Origin of the sequence: Sphingomonas naasensis, assembly GCF_004792695.1 — a bacterium.
In the GTDB taxonomy this organism is placed as follows: Bacteria; Pseudomonadota; Alphaproteobacteria; order Sphingomonadales; family Sphingomonadaceae; genus Sphingomonas; species Sphingomonas naasensis.
In genome coordinates this window covers 417,407-434,139 of the sequence record NZ_SRXU01000002.1, presented here as the reverse complement: position 1 = coordinate 434,139, position 16,733 = coordinate 417,407, and the positions used below count along the sequence as shown (strand labels likewise).

The following is a 16,733-nucleotide window of genomic DNA, read 5'->3' as shown; positions in this document are numbered from 1 at the left end:
GGGTATTTAGATGCGCAAGGCCTCTGGTCTTCCCGCCGACACGCTGGACCACCCGATCTGGTCGGCGCTCTCCCGTTACTCCATCGGACCCCAGGACGCGGCGCTGCCTTTTGCCGCGCGGCTGGCGCGCGAGAATGGCTGGAGCCGGGCCGAGGCCGAGCGCGTGATCGAGGAGTATAAGCGCTTCTGCTTCCTCGCCGTCACCGCGGGGCATCCGGTCACGCCCTCCGATCAGGTCGACCAGGCGTGGCACCTCCATCTCACCTATAGCCGGGACTATTGGGAGCGTTTCTGCCCCGAAGTGCTCGGCCGCGCGCTGCACCACGGCCCGACCGCCGGGGGCAGCGACGAGCAGCATCGCTACTTCACTCAATATGCCGAGACGCTGCGAAGCTATGAGCGCGTCTTCGGCCCGCCGCCCGCGGATCTGTGGCCCGACGCGGCGCGGCGGCTGAACGAGGACCACAAGGCGCGCCGCGTGCATCCGCGCGACGCGATCATCGTCTCCCGCAAGCTGGTCCCGATCGCGCTGCTGCTCGCAGTGCTGTCGGTGCTGGCGCTGGGAGTTCTCTTGCTGAGGAGCTAGGACTTTATGTCGCTCGGACCCTTCGACCTTACCGGCGGGCCGTTTCTCCAACTCTACGGTCTGCTGCTGGTTCTCACCATCATCGCCGGCTTCCTCATTCCGCGCTGGCTCAGGCCCGAGGGCAGGGTGCCGCGCAAGACCGATACCGATCAGATCGCCTTCCTCGCCGGCGGCAGCGCGCGGCTGGCCGACGCGGTGACCACCCGTCTGCTCGAGAACCGCCAGCTGGCGATGGACGGCAAGGACAAGTTCGTCGCGGGCGGGCTGGGTGCCGGCAGCCCCGCCGAGCGCAGCGTGCTCGCGCTTCCCCAACCCGCCAGCTGGGGGCAAGTCGCCCGCGCCGTGGGACGCCATGCCGATCCCATCCGCGCGCGGCTGATCGCCGACGGATTGCTGATCGATGGCTGGACCGCGCTGCAACTGCGTTTCTGGCAGACCTCGCCCTATTTCCTGCTGCTCGCCTTCGGCTGGACCAAGCTTCAGATCGGCGAGGCGCGCGGGCGGCCGGTCGGGTATCTCACGATGCTGCTGCTCGTCACTGCGGTGTTCGCGGTGATCCGCTTCGTCGCGGTGGAGCGGGCGACGCGGGCCGGACGCGAGCTCCTTGCCGGCGAGCGCGCCCGTTCCGAACGCATGCGCCGCGCCCCGGCGCGCGGCGAGACCGATCTCGCCGTGGCGCTGTTCGGCACGACGGTGCTGGTCGGCTCGGCCTGGGGCGATTTCCACCGCATGCGCATGGCGAGCAACGACAGCGGCTCGAGCGGGGGAGGCGATGGCGGCAGCGGGGGAGGCGGGTGCGGCGGCGGGGGCTGCGGCGGCTGCGGCGGCTAGCGCCGCAGCGGGCGTTGCTCGGCGAGCATGTTGCGGATCGTCGTGGCGGCGACGCCGGCCTCGCCCATCGCATGGCTGATCTGGTCGAGCCCCTTGGCGACGTCGCCCGCCGCGAACAGCCCGGGGACCGAGGTGCGCTGGTGGTCGTCGACCTCGAGGCACCCGTCCTCGGCAGCGCGCGCGCCCGCCTGGATCGCGAGGCCCGAGCGGATGCGCGAGCCGAGCGCGGGATAGACACTGTCGAACGCCATGCGGCCCTGCGCGGTGTCGAAGGCGAGCCGATCGCCTTCGATCGCATAGTTGCCACACGGGCCGTCGACGCGGACAATGCCCGCGGCATCGAGCTCGGCGGTGCGGTCCTCGGGCAGGTCGTGCTCGGCTTCGGGCGCGATCAGGGTCACGTCGGTCGAATAGCCCCGCAGGAACAGCGCCTCGTTGGTGCCGCGATCGCCGGTGCCGATCACGCCGACGCGCTTGTCGGTGACTTCATAGCCGTCGCAGATCGGGCAATAGCGCAGCAGCCCGCGCCGCAGCGCCTCCGCGTGGAGCGCGTCGTCCATCGCAGGGCGATGATTGACCACGCCGGTGGCGAGCAGGATCGCGCGGGCGGGATAGTCGCGCGCGCCGACACGGGCGATGAAGCCGGTCTCGGCGGGGCGGAGCGCGGTGACCTCGGCGAGCTCGCGTTCGGCGCCATATTTCTCGGCCTGCTCGGCCATGCGGGCGAGCAGCTCCTTGCCCGAGATGCCATCGGGAAAGCCGGCGTGATTGTGGGTGCACGGGATCAGCGCGGCGCGGCTCGAGCCGCAATCGAACAGGCGGATGCGGAGATGGAAACGGGCGAGATAGATCGCCGCGGTGAGGCCGGCGGGGCCCGCGCCGATGATGATGCAGTCGTCCATGGGGCGTCTTAACGCACGTTGCGCCGATTTAGCGCGCGACGGCGTCGATGGATCGCCCGCGGCCCGCTTTCCCCGCGAACGGAGAAAGCGGGCGCGTCGAAATCAGGGCGTGCCCACCCCCGAAGCAAGGTCGTATTCGGTGATGATCTTTCCATAATAGTCGCGCACGATCAGACGCGCCGGTTTCACCCCGGCGGGGACCTTCCGATAGACATAGGTGATGACGTTGGCATCACCCTTTTCCAGCCAGGTCGAGGTCGTCCGCCGATCGGAGCTGTCCCGGCCATAGTCGTTGCCGTCAAATTTGTAGGACAGGCCGTCGGAGCCGATCAGAGTCCAGCTATTGTCGTTGTTCCATATGCTGCGGCGAACATTCTGATCGTTCCGCATCGTGAAGGTGACCTCCACCGCGCCGTCGGCGCCGCGCCGGACCGCATCGAGCCGGGTGAAGAGATAGCCGGTGTTGCGGAAGCCGCCGCCGACCGTCGTCGTCGTCTCTTTGGCCGGCGCAGGCGTCGGCCGGGGCGCCGGTGTGGGCGCAGGCGCCGGTGTGGGCGTGGGTGCGGGCGCCGGGGCCGGAGTGCTCGTCTTCCCCGCGTCCGGCGGCGTGCTCGCTTTGGCGCGCGGCTGGACCGGGATGCGAACGCTCGTCTCGGGTTGCGCCTTCACCAACAGTCCCTGCTTGGGCTGGGCGAGTTCCTTGACGAGGATCGCATTGACCGCTTCCTGATCGGCCCGCGGGAGATCGAACCACGCGGTCATGACGACTTCCTGCAGCGCCTTGACCGGGAACGTCTGGCCATAGGTGACGTGCTTCGCGGCGGTCGCTCCCCGGCCCTGGAGCGTGAAGTCCAGCACGGACAAAGGCGACAGCGACGTAACCGACCTGTTCCTCGCCGTGATGCTGACGGTCATGCTCGTAGGTGTCTTGTAGTGCACTTCGGTGACCCGCACCGACCAGCGCCCGAGATTGGAGACCGACCCCTGGACCGGGATGGGGTCACCGGAGGTGTCCGGCGTGGGCGCTGGGGCGGGCGTCGGCGCGGGGGTAGGGGTTGGCGTTGGTGCGGGGGGCGGTGTCGGGGCAGGGGCCGGGGTTGGCGTTTCCCTCGGCTTTTGCCCGCTGGTTGGGGGCGCCGCCGGCAATGCGATGGTCGTGCTCGTCTCGTTGACCTTCAGAAGCGGCCCTGCCTTGCTGATAGCGGTTATCTTGGCCGATTTGAGCGCGGGGAGGGCTGCGGGATCGACGCGGAACGACGCATAGACCGCCACTTCCTCGCCGATTTTGAGCGAGCGGCTCTGGGGCGTGAGGGGAACAATCGAGGAGATCAGAGCGGCCGGTGCGGGAGACCGAGTGACGGCGTTTGTCTGATACTGCATGCCCGTGGGCGCATAGGTGCTCGCTCCGTTGAGCGCGAGACGGAACGAACTATCGACAATCTGTGGTAGCAGAGCATTGTTCCTCGCGTAGAACGCGACGACGACATTGGGCGTGGTGCCGTCTTCCGTCGGGCGATAGAAGACACGCGTCGACCGCACCTGCCAGTTGCCGAGATCCTGAGGCGGCACGCCGGTCCGGGTGAAGCCGTCGTCCGTATCGGGAAACGGCACCGGCGCAGGATCGCCCGGTGGCGGCGCGGATCCGCCGGAGCTTGCTTTGGCGTAGAGGTGAATCTCGTAGATATCCGACATCACGGGGGTGAAGTCGCCCGTGTAGCTGCTCTTGAAATTGCCATCGGAGAGATCGGTGCTCAACAGCACTGGCGATGCGCCGATTGCCGCCGATATCTTGTATGGCCCGGGACGCAGGCCCGTCGCAAAGCCCGAAGAGTCCATTTCGCGGAGCGTACGCGTGACCGCTTGTCCGCCGCCAACGGGCTGAAGCGTGAGCGTGACATTTTCGAACTTGAAGAACTGATTGATGCCGTGGTCGATGCGGACCTTGCCGCCGATCCCATAGGGAAAGCCCGGCGCCTTCTCCACGAAGGCGAGCCTGAAGTCGCGGATCGCGCCGGCGTTTCCGGCAAAAACCGCGTCGCTGCTCGGGAGCAGCGAAAGTCGCCAGTTTCCGTAATCCGCCTGGGCACTTGCCGACCATGTGCCTACGGGGTGACTGGAATTGAACGTGATGGAATAGTAGCCGTCGGGGCCGCTTTTGGTCGACAATTGTCTGCTGACGTGCTGGCCGGGATTCGATTGAAAAGTCGCGTAGACCTCGGCCCCTTCGATGGGCTTGCCCTTGTCGTCTACGATGTGACCCTCGAGGACGTTGGGGGTCGGCTGTTGCTGGGCGGCGGGCGCGATCGCCCATGTGCCGAGCATGGCCCCCAAAACCACCAGAACTATCCGAACCAATCTCGCGCGATGCATTCTTCGCTCCCGTCGAAAGCTTTGGACGCGGTGCTGCTTCGGCGCAGGGGCGTGAACCAACGGATATTCGACGAAGACCAGCAGGGCGCGACGAAGCCGGTCGCGGCGGCTTCAGCGCGGGACGGGTGCTAGCGCAGGCCGCGCCGTTTGAGCGCACCCGGCGGGGCGCGATAGACTTGCTGGAAGGCGGCGTTGAACGATCGCACGCTGCCGAAGCCCGCCGCCAGCGCGATTTCGGTCATGCCCAGATCGGTGGTGTCGAGCAGCCGCTTGGCGCGCTGGATGCGGGCGGTTCGTGCCGCGGCGATCGGCGTGGTGTCGAGATAGCGGCGGAACAGCCGGGTGAGATGGCGCGCGCCCATGCCCAGTCGGCCGGCAAGTGCCTCGACCCCGACTTCGTCGAGCGCGCCCTGCTCGATCAGGCGGAGCGCGCGGTCGACGGTCGCGCGCGTGCCGTTCCACGCGGGCGAGTGCGGCGCGGTCTCGGGTCGGCAGCGCAGGCAGGGGCGGAACCCGGCTGCCTCCGCCGCCGCGGCGCTCGGATAGTAGCGGACGTTGCGGGTCAGCGGCTGACGCACCGGGCAGACCGGGCGGCAATAGATGCGGGTCGATTTGACGGCGATGAAGATCACTCCGTCGAACGCCGGATCGCGCGCATGGCGCGCCCGCTCGCACAGGGCGAAGTCGAGGTCGCGCTCCGGATCGATCGAGGGCGTCATCGATGGCATCATAGTCACTGTCGCGATGCTTGTCGCTCGGCGGCGATGATCGCGTCCGATTTCTGCCAGCGCGGCCGGCGGCGGCGCGCTAGTCGATTGCGCGACAGCAGCGGAGCGACGATCATGGCATCGATTCATCACGAAGTGTTCATCGGGGCCGATCCCGATACGATCTGGGCCGCCGCGCGTGCAATCGACCGGTTGCACGACCAGCTGGTTCCCGGCTTCGTCGTCGCCACCGAGATGCTCGCGGTCGAGGGCGCGCCGGTACGCCGGGTGACCTTCGCCAGCGGCGCGGTGGCCGACGAGACGATAGTGTCGCTCGACGATGATCGCCGCCGGATGGTCTGGGCGATCAAGGCATTCGAGCACCACAACGGCGTGCTGCAGGTGACCGAGGCGCCGGAGGGCACGCAGGTGGTCTGGACCGCCGACCTGCTGCCCGATTCGCTCGCCGGGCGAGTCTCGCCGATGATGGCGCAGGGGCTTGCCTGCATGAAGGCGCATTTCGAGAGCGGCGACGGCCGCGGCTGAGCGCTTGCCAAAGCGGCGCATGGGCGCGAAACGCGCGCATGGCTTTCGCTGCGACGATCCTCACCCTCTATCCCGAGATGTTCCCGGGGCCGCTCGGTATCTCGCTTGCCGGCCGGGCATTGCGCGAGGGGCGGTGGGAGCTCGAGACCGTCCAGATCCGCGACTTCGCGACCGACCGGCACCGCTCGGTCGACGACACCCCGGCAGGCGGCGGCGCGGGCATGGTGATGCGCGCCGACGTGATCGCGGCGGCGCTCGACAGCGTCGCGCCCGGCCGTCCGGTGCTGGCGATGACCCCGCGCGGTGCGCCGCTGACCCAGGAGCGTGTGCGGGCGCTGGCGGCGGGCGAGGGCGTCACGATTTTGTGCGGCCGCTTCGAGGGGATCGACGAGCGGCTGTTCGAGGCGCGCGCCATCGAACAGGTGTCGATCGGCGATTATATCCTGTCGGGCGGCGAGATGGCGGCGCTGACGCTTCTCGATGCTTGCATTCGGCTGCTTCCCGGAGTAATGGGCGCGCCTTCCAGCGGTGTGGACGAGAGCTTCGAAACGGGGCTGCTCGAATATCCGCAATATACCCGACCTGCTGAATGGGAAGGGCGCACGATCCCCGAAGTGCTGCGATCGGGGGATCATGCGAAGATCGAGGCCTGGCGACGCGCTCAGGCCGAGACCGACACACGGCTAAGGAGGCCGGACCTTTGGGAGCGCCATGAGGGCGCTCGGGTTCAACCTCCCTCTGGCGCGCGGCGACGAAACAGGAACGACAAGTCATGAACGTCATCCAGACGCTCGAAGCCGAGCAGATCGCCAAGTTCAACGAGGCGAAGAAGATTCCGGAATTTCGCCCCGGCGATACGCTGAAGGTCGGCGTGAAGGTCGTCGAAGGCGAGCGCACCCGCGTCCAGAACTACGAGGGCGTGTGCATCGCGCGCGCCAACAAGGGCATGGGCAGCAGCTTCACCGTCCGCAAGATTTCGTTCGGCGAGGGCGTCGAGCGCGTCTTCCCGCTCTATTCGCCGAACATCGATTCGATCGAGGTCGTCCGCCGCGGCGTCGTCCGTCGCGCCAAGCTCTATTATCTGCGCGGCCGCACCGGCAAGTCGGCGCGTATCGCCGAGCGTCGCGACGTGCGCCCGACCGAGGTTGAGGCCGCCGAATAAGCTTCGGCTTTTCGAGACAGGGAAGGGCGCGGTGGCGATGGTCACCGCGCCCTTTTTCATTGCCTGCGAAAGATCCGGTCGATCAGGCCGTCAAGGGCGTCGAACAGCAGCTGCCGATGCTCGATCCAATCGGGCCCGTGGAAATCCTCCGCCATGTTATTCTCCCCATAGGCGACGCGAAAGCCGCGCCGCTGCGAAGGGCTATGCGCGACTGCGCGGCCCGATCGTTACGGTCCCGACCGAAGCGAGGCCGGCGGCTGAACTTGCGTCACCGTTCCGCGACGCGGCGCCAGATCGAAAATGCGGTGGTTCCATTGCCCGAGGCGCTGGCGGGCACGGCATAGCGCAGCACGCCGTCGCGATATTCATAGTCGCGCACCTGCTCGCGGCCTTCCCAGTTGGGAAACGATGCCGCCTCGATTGCGAAAATGATCTGGTGCTTCGCCGGGTCGAGGCGCACCCGGCCATAATGCGTGCTCGAGCCGAGCGCGGCGGTGCGATATTCGTCGGCGGTGCCGCGGGTCTTGTCTCCGGCCGCGAAGCGCGCCCGGTCTGGCCGAAAGATCTGCAGGCTGTAGCGACCCGCCGCATCGATGATCAGCAAGCCGCGCGGATGCGCGCCGTAATGGGTCACGCGCCGCCCGTCGGCGAGGATCTCATAGGCGGAATCGAGCGCCCAGGTCCCGGCGAGCGAGAGGGACGGCTCGGCGGGCGGAACCGCGCCGCCGCCGGCTGCCGAGAGCGACAGCGCCCCTGCCAAAAGAGCAATCTTCATCCGCCAACTCCTATTTTTGCTAGTAACCTGTTATGTAGGTTACGCGAGCGTGCTTGCAGCATTGGTGGTAACCTGTCAACGAGGTGTCATGGCGCTGCGCGACACGAACGAAGGCGAATTGCGTGACGGTTTCCGCTTCCGCGGCGGGCACGTCGCGCTCGATTTCACCGCGACCCGCGCGCGCCGGCTGAAGCCGGATCCGCGCGAATTGCTCGCCACGCCCGAGGATCTCGCGCGCTGGCTGACGGCGGCGGGCATGGCGGAGGCGCTGCCAGAGGTATCCCCTGACGCGCTCATGGCGGCGCGGGCGCTGCGCGAGGCGATCTATGCGCTCGCCGACGCGCAGATCGGAGGCAGGGCCCCGAGCGGGGACGACATCGCGACGCTCAATCGTCTCGCCGGCGCGCTCGCCGCGGTGCCGCAGCTCGACGCGCGGCAAAAGGCGCATTGGCACGGCGATGCGGCGGCGCTGCTCGCGCTCCTCGCGCGCGAGGCGGTGTTGCTGCTCGGCGGCTGCGATCGCGCGCGGATCCGCCAATGCGAGGCGGAGGGCTGCGCATTGCTGTTCCTCGACACGTCGCGCGGCGGCGACCGGCGCTGGTGCTCGATGAAAGGCTGCGGAAACAAGGCCAAGGTGGCGGAATTCCGCCGCCGCAAGCGCGACGGCGGCTGAGCGGCAGTCCGGCGTCCGGCTCATGCGTAGCTGACGATCTCGAACTCGGTGCCGTCGTGATCGAAGAAGTAAAAGCGGCGCTCGGGATCGTAATCGACGTGGGCGAAGGGCACGAGCCCGGCCGCGACCACACGTCGCTCGATGGCGTCGAGATCGTCGACGAGGATGCCGACATGATTGAGCGGGCGGCCCTTCTCGAAGACCGAATCGTCGGGCGCCTCTGGCGGCGTGTAGACCGCGAGATAGGTGCGTTCGTCGCCGACATGGATGGTGCGGCCATTGTCGCGCGCCGGGCCTTCCCAGCGGATATGCCAGTCGAACAGATCGGCGAGCAGCTTCGCGGTGCGCTCGGGGCTGCGGACCGTGAGATTGACGTGCTCGATATAAGGCTGCGGCATGGAGTCCCTTTCCCGGTTGGAGGCCATGCCGCAAGCAGCTACAACCTCAACCTAGGTTTAGGTCAAGCGGGAAAATCACGGTGCCGGGAAACCGCGGAAACGAGTTGCTGACGATCGGCGAGCTGGCGGCGCGCACCGGACTGTCGGTGTCGGCGGTGCGCTTCTACGAGCGCAAGGGGCTGGTCCATCCGATCCGCACCTCGGGCAATCAGCGCCGCTTCCTGCGCGCCGATATCCGCCGCGTCTCGTTCGCGCTGATCGCGCAGCAGCTCGGCTTCACCCTGCCGCAGATCGCCGCCGAGTTGGGTAAGCTTCCCGAGGGCAGCGCGCCGAGCGCGGCCGACTGGAAGCGGATCAGCCGCGGCTTCCGGCAGGTGATCGAGACGCGCGTCGCCCAGCTCCAGCGCACGCTCGACGATCTCGACGGCTGCATCGGCTGCGGTTGTCTGTCCTTGCGCAAATGCGCGCTCTACAATCCCGATGATCGCGCGGCGGCGAACGGGGCGGGGCCGCGCTTCATCCTCGTCTCGCGCAAGGTCGCGCTCAATCTCGAATAGTCGCAGGCCTTTACCCGAAGCCCGCGGCCCGCAATAAGGCGGGTTCGCCCGCATCCGCCGGGCGCGAGCTCCGGAGAGAACGGGAATGCGTAGATGGGTGCTGGGATTGGCTTTGGTTGCGCTGGGTGCACCGCTGATGGCCAGTGAGGCGATGGCGCAGGGCAAGGAGCTGACGCTCGAGCGCGTCTATGCCAGCCCCGATCTCGCCGGCACCACGCCGCGCAAGCTGACGCTGTCGCCCGACGGCAAATGGGTGACGCTGCTGCGCAACCGCGCCGACGACAAGGAGCGCTTCGACCTGTGGGCGATGGACACGCGCACCGGCGAATGGCGGATGCTGGTTGATTCGAAGAAGCTGGGCACCGGCGCCGCGCTCTCCGAGGCCGAGAAGATGCAGCGCGAGCGCGCGCGCATCGGCGGGACCAAGGGCATCGTCTCCTATGACTGGTCGGCGGATTCGCAGTCGATCCTCGTTCCGCTCGACGGCGAGCTGTATCTCGCGCGGCTCGACGGCCAGGCGACGAGGCTCGCCGCCGCGGCGGGTCCCAAGCTCAACGCGGTGGTGAGCCCGGGCGGCAAGTTCGCCAGCTATGTCCAGGATCAGAATCTGTTCGTGATGGACCTCGCCACCGGCACGCCGAAGCGCGTGACCGATGACGGCGCCGACACCGTCCATTGGGGCGAGGCCGAGTTCGTCGCGCAGGAGGAAATGGATCGCTTCACCGGCCATTGGTGGGCGCGCGACGATAGCCGCGTCGCGGTCGAGCGCTTCGATGAGGCGCCGGTCGGCATCGTCACGCGCGCCGCGATCGGCGCCGAGGGCACCAACATCTACCAGCAGCGCTATCCCAAGGCCGGCACGCCCAACGCGCTGGTCGCGCTCTATGTGATGCGCCCCGACGGCAGCGAGAAGGTCAAGGTCGATCTCGGCAGCGAGACCGACATCTATCTCGCCCGCGTCGACTGGTCGCGTGACGGCACGACGCTCTATGTCCAGCGCCAGAACCGCGACCAGACGGTACTCGATCTGCTCGCGGTCGATCCGGTGACGGGCAAATCCTCGGTGCTGTTCAGCGAGAAGTCCGGGCCGAAAAGCTGGGTAAACCTCTCCAACGCGCTGACCCCGCTCGATGACGGCAGCCTGATCTGGTGGTCCGAGCGCGACGGCCATGGCCATCTCTATCGCCTCGCCAAGGGCAAATGGACCCAGCTGACCAAGGGCGCGTGGGAAGTCACCCCCGACGTCGTCGGGATCGATCAGGGCCATGGCCGGGTGTTCTTCCTCGGCAACAGGGACGGCGTGCTCGAGCGCCATCTCTATGTGGCGAGCTATCGCAAGCCGGGCGCGGTGACCCGGTTGACCGAGGCGGGCTGGTGGAACAGCGCGGTGATGGATCCGGCGGGCACGCGCGCGATCGTCACGCGCTCGAACACCGATCAGCCGACGCAGGTCTATCTCGCCGACGCGGCGGGCAAGCGCATCGCCTGGGTCAACGAGAACGCCGTGACCGCGGCGGACCACCCCTATAACGCCTATCTCGCCGGCCACCACGAGCGCACCTTCGGGACGATCAAGGGCCCCGACGGCACCACGCTCCACTGGGAGATGGTCACCCCCAAGCGCGAGCCGGGCAAGCGTTACCCGGTGTTCTTCCAGCATTATGGCGGACCGCACTCGCAGACGGTGAGCAAGGCGTGGGGCGGGGCGCTGCAGCAGTATATCGTCGACCGCGGCTATATCTGGTTCCAGATCGACAATCGCGGCTCGGCCAATCGCGGCAAGGCGTTCGAGGACGCGATCTGGCACGCGATGGGCTCGGTCGAGGTCGAGGATCAGGTCGCCGGAGCCAATTATCTCAAGACGCTCGACTTCGTCGATCCGGGCAAGATCGTCACCTATGGCTGGTCCTATGGTGGCTACATGACGCTCAAGATGCTCGAAAAGGCGCCGGGGGTGTTCGCCGCGGGGGTCGCAGGCGCGCCGGTGACCAAATGGGAGCTCTACGACACCCACTATACCGAGCGGTACATGGGCGATCCCAACAAGGTGCCGGAGGCCTATAAGGCGTCGGACAATATCGCCGATGCCGCGAAGATCACCGATCCGCTGCTGATCCTCCACGGCATGGCCGACGACAATGTCGTGCTCGAGAACACCACGGCGATGACCGCGACGCTGCAGCAGCAGAAGGTGCCCTTCGAGATGATGCTCTATCCGGGGCACACGCATCGGGTCGGCGGGCCGGGAATCAGCGAACATCTCTGGGGAACGATCTTCGATTTCCTCGACCGGCATCTCGGCGAGACGAAGCACTGAGGCGCAGGCCGGTCGTCTTAATCGACGGCCGGCGCGCTTTCCGAAAATTATCCGGATTGCCCCTCGCCACGCAGCTTTCGTTCTGTTAGGGGCGCGCCATGCTTCGAAAAACGCGAACTAGCACGCGAATTACCAAACGCGCCTGAGCGTCGGGCGCGCAAAGCACAGCTTTGCTTCGAAGCAACTGGAATGCGCTGGCATTCCACCACATCTACCACCAATGAACCCTTCGTCGCCGGACGTGCGACGACCCTGATGGAAGGACGAAAATGGGCTACCGTGTCGTGGTCGCAGGCGCCACCGGCAATGTCGGGCGCGAAATGCTGAACATCCTCGCCGAGCGGGAATTCCCGATCGACGAGCTCGCCGTGCTCGCCTCCGCGCGCAGCCAGGGCGACGAGATCGATTTCGGCGAGACCGGCAAGAAGCTCAAGGTCCAGAATATCGAGCATTTCGATCCGACCGGCTGGGACATCGCGCTCTTCGCGATCGGATCCGAGGGCAGCAAGCTATATGCGCCCAAGTTCGCCGCGGCGGGCTGCACGGTGATCGACAATGCGTCGCTCTACCGGATGGACCCCGACGTGCCGCTGATCGTGCCGGAGGTGAACCCCGAGGCGATCGACGGCTATACCAAGCGCAACATCATCGCGAACCCGAATTGCTCGACCGCGCAGATGGTGGTCGCATTGAAGCCGCTCCACGATGCCGCCAAGATCAAGCGCGTCGTCGTTGCGACCTATCAGTCGGTCTCCGGCGCGGGCAAGGCGGGGATGGACGAGCTGTTCGAGCAGAGCCGCAACATCTTCGTCGGCGATCAGGCCGAGCCCAAGAAGTTCACCAAGCAGATCGCCTTCAACGTGATCCCGCACATCGACAGCTTCCTCGACGACGGCTCGACCAAGGAAGAGTGGAAGATGGTGGTCGAGACCAAGAAGATCCTCGATCCCAAGATCAAGGTCACCGCGACCTGCGTGCGCGTGCCGGTGTTCGTCGGCCATTCCGAGGCGATCAACATCGAGTTCGAGGACGAGATCTCGGCCGCCAAGGCCAAGAGCATCCTGCGCGAGGCGCCGGGGGTGATGCTCGTCGACAAGCATGAGGACGGCGGATACGTCACGCCGATCGAATGCGTCGGCGAATATGCGACCTATATCAGCCGCGTCCGCGAGGATTCGACCGTCGACAATGGTCTGAGCCTGTGGTGCGTGAGCGACAATCTACGCAAGGGCGCGGCGCTCAACGCGGTGCAGATCGCCGAGCTGCTCGGCCGGCGGCATCTGAAGAAGGCGGCCTGATCTCGAATTTCGCCTCCCTGCAAGGGAGGGATCAAGGGGTGGGTTAGAAAGGTCGGGGCTCGATGCCCCGACCTTTCTTCTTTGGCGAAGCGGCGGAGGGCTTGCCTTCGGCTCGCACCCACTCCTGACCCCTCCCTTACAAGGAGGGGAGAATTACTGCGCCGTCGTCGGCCCGGCGACTTCGAAGACGTCGCGGCGCACGCCGCGCGTTTCCTGCACGCGGAAGGCGCGGGCGTGCTCGGCGAGGCGCTCGACCTGATCGGAGAGGTTGCGCGCCGCTGCCGAGGTCTGTTCGACCATCGCGGCATTCTGCTGGGTCGAGCGGTCCATCGCGCCGATCGCGGTGCTGATCTCGCCGATCGCGGTCGACTGGGCCGAATTGTCGGTGGCAATCGTCGCGAGCAGGCCGTGGACCTCGCCAACCGTGCCGACGATCTCGGACAGCGCCGAGTCGACCTTCTCGACCGCGTCGACCGCGGAGACGATGTCGGTCTGGGTGGCGGTGAGCTGGTCGCGGGCCCGGCCGGCTTCCTCTTCGGCACGCATCGCCAGCGCGCTGACGAGATCGGCGACGACCGCGAAGCCACGGCCCGCCTCGCCGGCGCGGCCGGCCTCGACCGCGGCGTTCATCGCGAGAACGCGGGTCTGGAAGGCGATCTTGTCGAGCCCTTCGATCACGCCGTCGATGCCCTTGGTGCTCTCGGCAACGCGGCCCATCGCCTGAACGGCGTCGTCGGCGACTGCGCGGCCGGTGTCGACCACCGAGATGGCACGGTCGGCGCGCTCGACGGTTCGGGTGGCGGCAGAGGCGGTCTCGCCGATCCGGCCGTTCATCTGGGTGACCGCGGCGGCGGTCTGCTCGAGGCTGGCGGCGGCGCCTTCGGTGCGGCGGGCGAGGTCTTCCGAAGCCGTGGCGATCTCGGTCGAGCCGCTGCGGATCGCATCGGTGCTCTCGAGCACGGTGCCGACCAGCGCCGAGAGGTTGCCCAGCGCATCGTTGAAGTTGGTGCGCAGCTCGGCATAGCTCGCCGGGAAGCCGGCATCGATCGTTGCGCCGAGATCGCCGGCGGACACGCGACGGAGCGACTGGTTGAGCACCGCCATCGCGGTCTGGCGCTCGGCATCGGCTTCGCGGCTGCTCGCCTCGATGCGCGCGCGGGCGATCGCCGCGTCGCGGAAGCTGCCCAGCGCCGCGGCCATGTGGCCGATCTCGTCGCGGCGCTCGCGGCCGGGGATCTCGATCGTGGTGGCGCCCTTTGCGAGATCCTGCATCGCCGCGTTCATCGTGCCGAGCGGACGAAACATCGCGCGGCTCAAAGCGAAGATCGCACCGGCGATGACCAGCGTCGCGAGCAGCACGCCGATCGCCATCGACCAGCGCAGTGACGAGACCGCAGCGAGCGCTTCGTCCTTGGGGATGCCGACATAGAGCACGCCGATGACGTTGCCGTCCTTGTCCTTGATCGGATCATAGGCTGTGAAGAAGGCGCGGCCGAGAATGTCGGCGTCGCCGCGAAAGGGCTCGCCCTTGCCGAGCACGGCGTCGTGCGCGGGGCCGGCGGCGAGATTGGTGCCGACCGCGCGGGTGCCGTCGGGCTTGGTGACGTTGGTGGTGATGCGCTTGTCGCCGCGGAAGATCGTCGCGGTGCCGCCGACGAGAGTCTTCACGAGATCGACCGGCTGGGTCCAGTCGTTGAGCTTCCGGTCGCCGACATAGAGTGCGTCGCCATCGGCGCGGAACTCGGCGCCGTCGCGGCGCAGCACGTCCCATGCGACGCGCATGTTGGTTTCCTGCCGGTCGGCGGCCTGCCGGCCGGCCTCCGCCATGATCGAGCGATCGGCGATCACGAAGACGGTGAGCGCGAGCGCCAGCAGCGCGGCGATCGTCAGCGCGGTCGTCTTGGAGGCGAGCGGCAGGGTATTGAACTTGGCGAACATCGAGGCCTCGAAGGAAAGCATGCGCGGGAAGAGCGCAGGGTTTGCTTTCCTTATAGAGGGTTATCCGGGTGAGGGCTCAGTGCCCGGCGGCCGCCGGATCGTTCTCGACCTTGCCGCCGGGCTTCTGGAGCAGCAGCACCAGCGGGACGCTGACCGCGGTGACGATCGCCATCAGCCAGAAGTCGTTGAGATAGGCGATCATCGCGGCCTGGCGGTTGACCTCGGCATCGATCATCCCGGTGACCATCGCGCCCGAGGCGCCGAGCTGCCTGGCGATCGCCCCGACGCCGTTCATCGTGCTCTCGGTGACGTGTTCGCCAAGATATTGGTGGCTGCGCTGGATGTTCTGCGCGAGGATCGCGCTGACCGCCGAGATGCCCACCGACGCGCCGATGTTGCGCGTCAGATTGAGCAGGCTCGACCCTTCGGTGCGGAAATGCGGGGGCAGGCCGGCAAAGGCGAGGCCGTTGAGCGGCATGAACACCAGCCCGAGGCCGAGGCCCTGGACGAAGCCGGAGATGATGAAGGGCGTGCTGCCCATCATCAGCGTCCAGCCGGACATCTCCCAGAGCGAGAAGGCGGCGATGGCGAGGCCGATGCCGACCGACCAGCGCGGATCGAGCCAGCCGCGCTGGATCAGCTGCGCGCCCGCGAACATGGTGATCACCACGCCCACGCCGCGCGGCATCAGCAGCATGCCGGTCTGGAACACCGAATAGCCGTGTAGATTCTGCAGCATCGGCGGCAGCAGCGCCATCGTCGCCATCATCACGAGGCCGATCACCAGCATGAAGAAGATGCCGGTGACGAGGTTGCGGTGCCGCCACAGCTCGCGCTCGAACATCGGGTTCTTCGCGGTGAACAGATGGACGAAGAACATCCACAGCGCGATCACCGCGACGAGCATCTCGACCCAGATCTCGGTGGAGGAGAACCAGTCCTGATCCTGGCCGCGATCGAGCATCAACTGGAGCGAGGCGATGCCGATCGCGAGCAGCGAGAAGCCAAAGGCGTCGAAGCTGCGCTTGCGGATCGGGCGCGAGGGCAGCAGCCACCACAGGATCGCGATGCACACCGCGCCGACCGGCAGATTGACGTAGAAGACCCAGCGCCAGTTGAAATTGTCGGTGAGATAGCCGCCGATCAGCGGGCCCATGATCGGGCCGACCATGATCCCCATGCCCCAGATCGACATCGCCTTGGGCTGGTCGGCCGGCTTGTTGATGTCGAGCATCACGGTCTGGCTGAGCGGGTTGAGGAACGCCGCGGTGATGCCCTGGAGGATGCGGAAGGCGACCATCTCCTCAAGCGTCTGCGCCGCGCCGCACATCGCCGAGGCGATGACGAAGCCCACCGTCGAGAGCAGGAACAGATTGCGCGAGCCGATCCGGTCCGACAGCCAGCCGGTGATCGGGATCGCAATCGCCGAGGCGACGATGTAGCTGGTCAGCACCCAGTTGATCGTGTCGCGCGTCGCGCCGAGCTGCGACTGCATGTGCGGGATCGCGACGTTGGCGATCGTGGTGTCGAGGATCTGCATGATCGTCGCCATCATGACGCCGAGCGTGAGCAGGCCCTTGTACTTTACGGGAAGGGCAGCGCCCCCGGCCGTGGGGACCGGAGGCGCGGCGGCCGGCGCCCTGCCGGCGCCGCCGGTGGCTGCCGTCGCCATG

General features: G+C 67.2%; 16 protein-coding genes. 9 read left to right on the top strand and 7 right to left on the bottom strand.

What is annotated here, in order from left to right; translation table 11 throughout:
• Positions 1-10 precede the first annotated feature (10 nt).
• Together E5A74_RS07030 and E5A74_RS07025 are read left to right on the top strand one after the other, a co-directional pair.
• Positions 11-586: a glycine-rich domain-containing protein gene (locus E5A74_RS07030; protein ID WP_135983539.1), complete on the top strand. Its 576-nt coding sequence runs from the start codon at positions 11-13 to the stop codon at positions 584-586.
• Between the two features lie 6 nt (positions 587-592).
• On the top strand, positions 593-1,417 hold the full coding sequence (locus E5A74_RS07025) for a TIGR04222 domain-containing membrane protein (RefSeq protein ID WP_135983538.1): 825 nt from the start codon (positions 593-595) through the stop codon (positions 1,415-1,417).
• Here E5A74_RS07025 and E5A74_RS07020 read toward each other — a convergent pair.
• The 3 genes from E5A74_RS07020 to E5A74_RS07010 all read right to left on the bottom strand — a co-directional run bounded on the left by E5A74_RS07020 (position 1,414) and on the right by E5A74_RS07010 (position 5,417).
• Positions 1,414-2,319: an NAD(P)/FAD-dependent oxidoreductase gene (locus E5A74_RS07020; protein ID WP_135983537.1), complete on the bottom strand. Its 906-nt coding sequence runs from the start codon at positions 2,317-2,319 to the stop codon at positions 1,414-1,416. The two genes, E5A74_RS07025 and E5A74_RS07020, sit on opposite strands and share 4 nt — an antisense overlap.
• Positions 2,320-2,421: 102 nt before the next feature.
• Positions 2,422-4,689 (bottom strand): carboxypeptidase-like regulatory domain-containing protein, encoded by a 2,268-nt coding sequence (locus E5A74_RS21115; RefSeq protein WP_135983536.1) that lies wholly within the window; start codon positions 4,687-4,689, stop codon positions 2,422-2,424.
• A 128-nt stretch (positions 4,690-4,817) separates the two neighbouring features.
• Positions 4,818-5,417 carry a bifunctional transcriptional activator/DNA repair enzyme AdaA gene (locus E5A74_RS07010; RefSeq protein ID WP_240699709.1) on the bottom strand — a complete coding sequence of 200 codons (600 nt, stop codon included), beginning with the start codon at positions 5,415-5,417 and terminating at the stop codon, positions 4,818-4,820.
• 114 nt (positions 5,418-5,531) lie between these two features.
• Between E5A74_RS07010 and E5A74_RS07005 the strand changes: the two genes are divergently transcribed.
• Genes E5A74_RS07005 through rplS form a run of 3 tightly spaced genes read left to right on the top strand, consistent with a single transcriptional unit; the run spans position 5,532 to position 7,104 of the window.
• On the top strand, positions 5,532-5,942 hold the full coding sequence (locus E5A74_RS07005) for an SRPBCC family protein (RefSeq protein WP_135983534.1): 411 nt from the start codon (positions 5,532-5,534) through the stop codon (positions 5,940-5,942).
• Between the two features lie 38 nt (positions 5,943-5,980).
• On the top strand, positions 5,981-6,718 hold the full coding sequence (gene trmD, locus E5A74_RS07000) for a tRNA (guanosine(37)-N1)-methyltransferase TrmD (RefSeq protein WP_135983533.1): 738 nt from the start codon (positions 5,981-5,983) through the stop codon (positions 6,716-6,718).
• The gene (gene rplS / locus E5A74_RS06995; RefSeq protein WP_135983532.1) at positions 6,715-7,104 is read left to right on the top strand and encodes a 50S ribosomal protein L19; all 390 of its coding nucleotides are present in this window, start codon (positions 6,715-6,717) and stop codon (positions 7,102-7,104) included. Before trmD ends, rplS begins: the two co-directional genes overlap by 4 nt.
• 268 nt (positions 7,105-7,372) lie before the next feature.
• On the opposite strand, the gene E5A74_RS06990 is transcribed toward rplS, so the two are convergent.
• Positions 7,373-7,879: a lipocalin-like domain-containing protein gene (locus E5A74_RS06990; protein WP_135983531.1), complete on the bottom strand. Its 507-nt coding sequence runs from the start codon at positions 7,877-7,879 to the stop codon at positions 7,373-7,375.
• An 88-nt stretch (positions 7,880-7,967) separates the two neighbouring features.
• Between E5A74_RS06990 and E5A74_RS06985 the strand changes: the two genes are divergently transcribed.
• Positions 7,968-8,552 carry a CGNR zinc finger domain-containing protein gene (locus E5A74_RS06985; protein WP_135983530.1) on the top strand — a complete coding sequence of 195 codons (585 nt, stop codon included), beginning with the start codon at positions 7,968-7,970 and terminating at the stop codon, positions 8,550-8,552.
• A 20-nt stretch (positions 8,553-8,572) separates the two neighbouring features.
• Here the strand turns inward: E5A74_RS06985 and E5A74_RS06980 are convergent, their stop codons facing one another.
• On the bottom strand, positions 8,573-8,950 hold the full coding sequence (locus E5A74_RS06980) for a VOC family protein (RefSeq protein ID WP_135983529.1): 378 nt from the start codon (positions 8,948-8,950) through the stop codon (positions 8,573-8,575).
• Positions 8,951-9,030: 80 nt separating this feature from the next.
• Between E5A74_RS06980 and soxR the strand changes: the two genes are divergently transcribed.
• The 3 genes from soxR to E5A74_RS06965 all read left to right on the top strand — a co-directional run bounded on the left by soxR (position 9,031) and on the right by E5A74_RS06965 (position 13,122).
• Positions 9,031-9,507 (top strand): redox-sensitive transcriptional activator SoxR, encoded by a 477-nt coding sequence (gene soxR / locus E5A74_RS06975; RefSeq protein ID WP_240699708.1) that lies wholly within the window; start codon positions 9,031-9,033, stop codon positions 9,505-9,507.
• Between the two features lie 85 nt (positions 9,508-9,592).
• Positions 9,593-11,824 carry a S9 family peptidase gene (locus E5A74_RS06970; RefSeq protein ID WP_135983527.1) on the top strand — a complete coding sequence of 744 codons (2,232 nt, stop codon included), beginning with the start codon at positions 9,593-9,595 and terminating at the stop codon, positions 11,822-11,824.
• 269 nt (positions 11,825-12,093) lie between these two features.
• Positions 12,094-13,122 carry an aspartate-semialdehyde dehydrogenase gene (locus tag E5A74_RS06965; RefSeq protein ID WP_135983526.1) on the top strand — a complete coding sequence of 343 codons (1,029 nt, stop codon included), beginning with the start codon at positions 12,094-12,096 and terminating at the stop codon, positions 13,120-13,122.
• Positions 13,123-13,275: 153 nt separating this feature from the next.
• Here E5A74_RS06965 and E5A74_RS06960 read toward each other — a convergent pair whose 3' ends face one another.
• Positions 13,276-15,081, bottom strand: coding sequence for a methyl-accepting chemotaxis protein (locus tag E5A74_RS06960; RefSeq protein WP_240699707.1), 1,806 nt, complete (start codon positions 15,079-15,081; stop codon positions 13,276-13,278).
• Positions 15,082-15,136: 55 nt separating this feature from the next.
• Positions 15,137-16,732, bottom strand: coding sequence for a DHA2 family efflux MFS transporter permease subunit (locus E5A74_RS06955; RefSeq protein WP_135983525.1), 1,596 nt, complete (start codon positions 16,730-16,732; stop codon positions 15,137-15,139).
• Between the last annotated feature and the right edge of the window lies 1 nt (position 16,733).

Coding starts and splice junctions, on each gene's coding strand:
- E5A74_RS07030 (WP_135983539.1), top strand. CDS start 11: ATGCGCAAGGCCTCTGGTCTTCCCGCCGACACGCTGGACCACCCGATC.
- E5A74_RS07025 (WP_135983538.1), top strand. CDS start 593: ATGTCGCTCGGACCCTTCGACCTTACCGGCGGGCCGTTTCTCCAACTC.
- E5A74_RS07020 (WP_135983537.1), bottom strand. CDS start 2,319: ATGGACGACTGCATCATCATCGGCGCGGGCCCCGCCGGCCTCACCGCG.
- E5A74_RS21115 (WP_135983536.1), bottom strand. CDS start 4,689: ATGCATCGCGCGAGATTGGTTCGGATAGTTCTGGTGGTTTTGGGGGCC.
- E5A74_RS07010 (WP_240699709.1), bottom strand. CDS start 5,417: ATGCCATCGATGACGCCCTCGATCGATCCGGAGCGCGACCTCGACTTC.
- E5A74_RS07005 (WP_135983534.1), top strand. CDS start 5,532: ATGGCATCGATTCATCACGAAGTGTTCATCGGGGCCGATCCCGATACG.
- trmD (WP_135983533.1), top strand. CDS start 5,981: ATGGCTTTCGCTGCGACGATCCTCACCCTCTATCCCGAGATGTTCCCG.
- rplS (WP_135983532.1), top strand. CDS start 6,715: ATGAACGTCATCCAGACGCTCGAAGCCGAGCAGATCGCCAAGTTCAAC.
- E5A74_RS06990 (WP_135983531.1), bottom strand. CDS start 7,879: ATGAAGATTGCTCTTTTGGCAGGGGCGCTGTCGCTCTCGGCAGCCGGC.
- E5A74_RS06985 (WP_135983530.1), top strand. CDS start 7,968: ATGGCGCTGCGCGACACGAACGAAGGCGAATTGCGTGACGGTTTCCGC.
- E5A74_RS06980 (WP_135983529.1), bottom strand. CDS start 8,950: ATGCCGCAGCCTTATATCGAGCACGTCAATCTCACGGTCCGCAGCCCC.
- E5A74_RS06970 (WP_135983527.1), top strand. CDS start 9,593: ATGCGTAGATGGGTGCTGGGATTGGCTTTGGTTGCGCTGGGTGCACCG.
- E5A74_RS06965 (WP_135983526.1), top strand. CDS start 12,094: ATGGGCTACCGTGTCGTGGTCGCAGGCGCCACCGGCAATGTCGGGCGC.
- E5A74_RS06960 (WP_240699707.1), bottom strand. CDS start 15,081: ATGCTTTCCTTCGAGGCCTCGATGTTCGCCAAGTTCAATACCCTGCCG.
- E5A74_RS06955 (WP_135983525.1), bottom strand. CDS start 16,732: ATGGCGACGGCAGCCACCGGCGGCGCCGGCAGGGCGCCGGCCGCCGCG.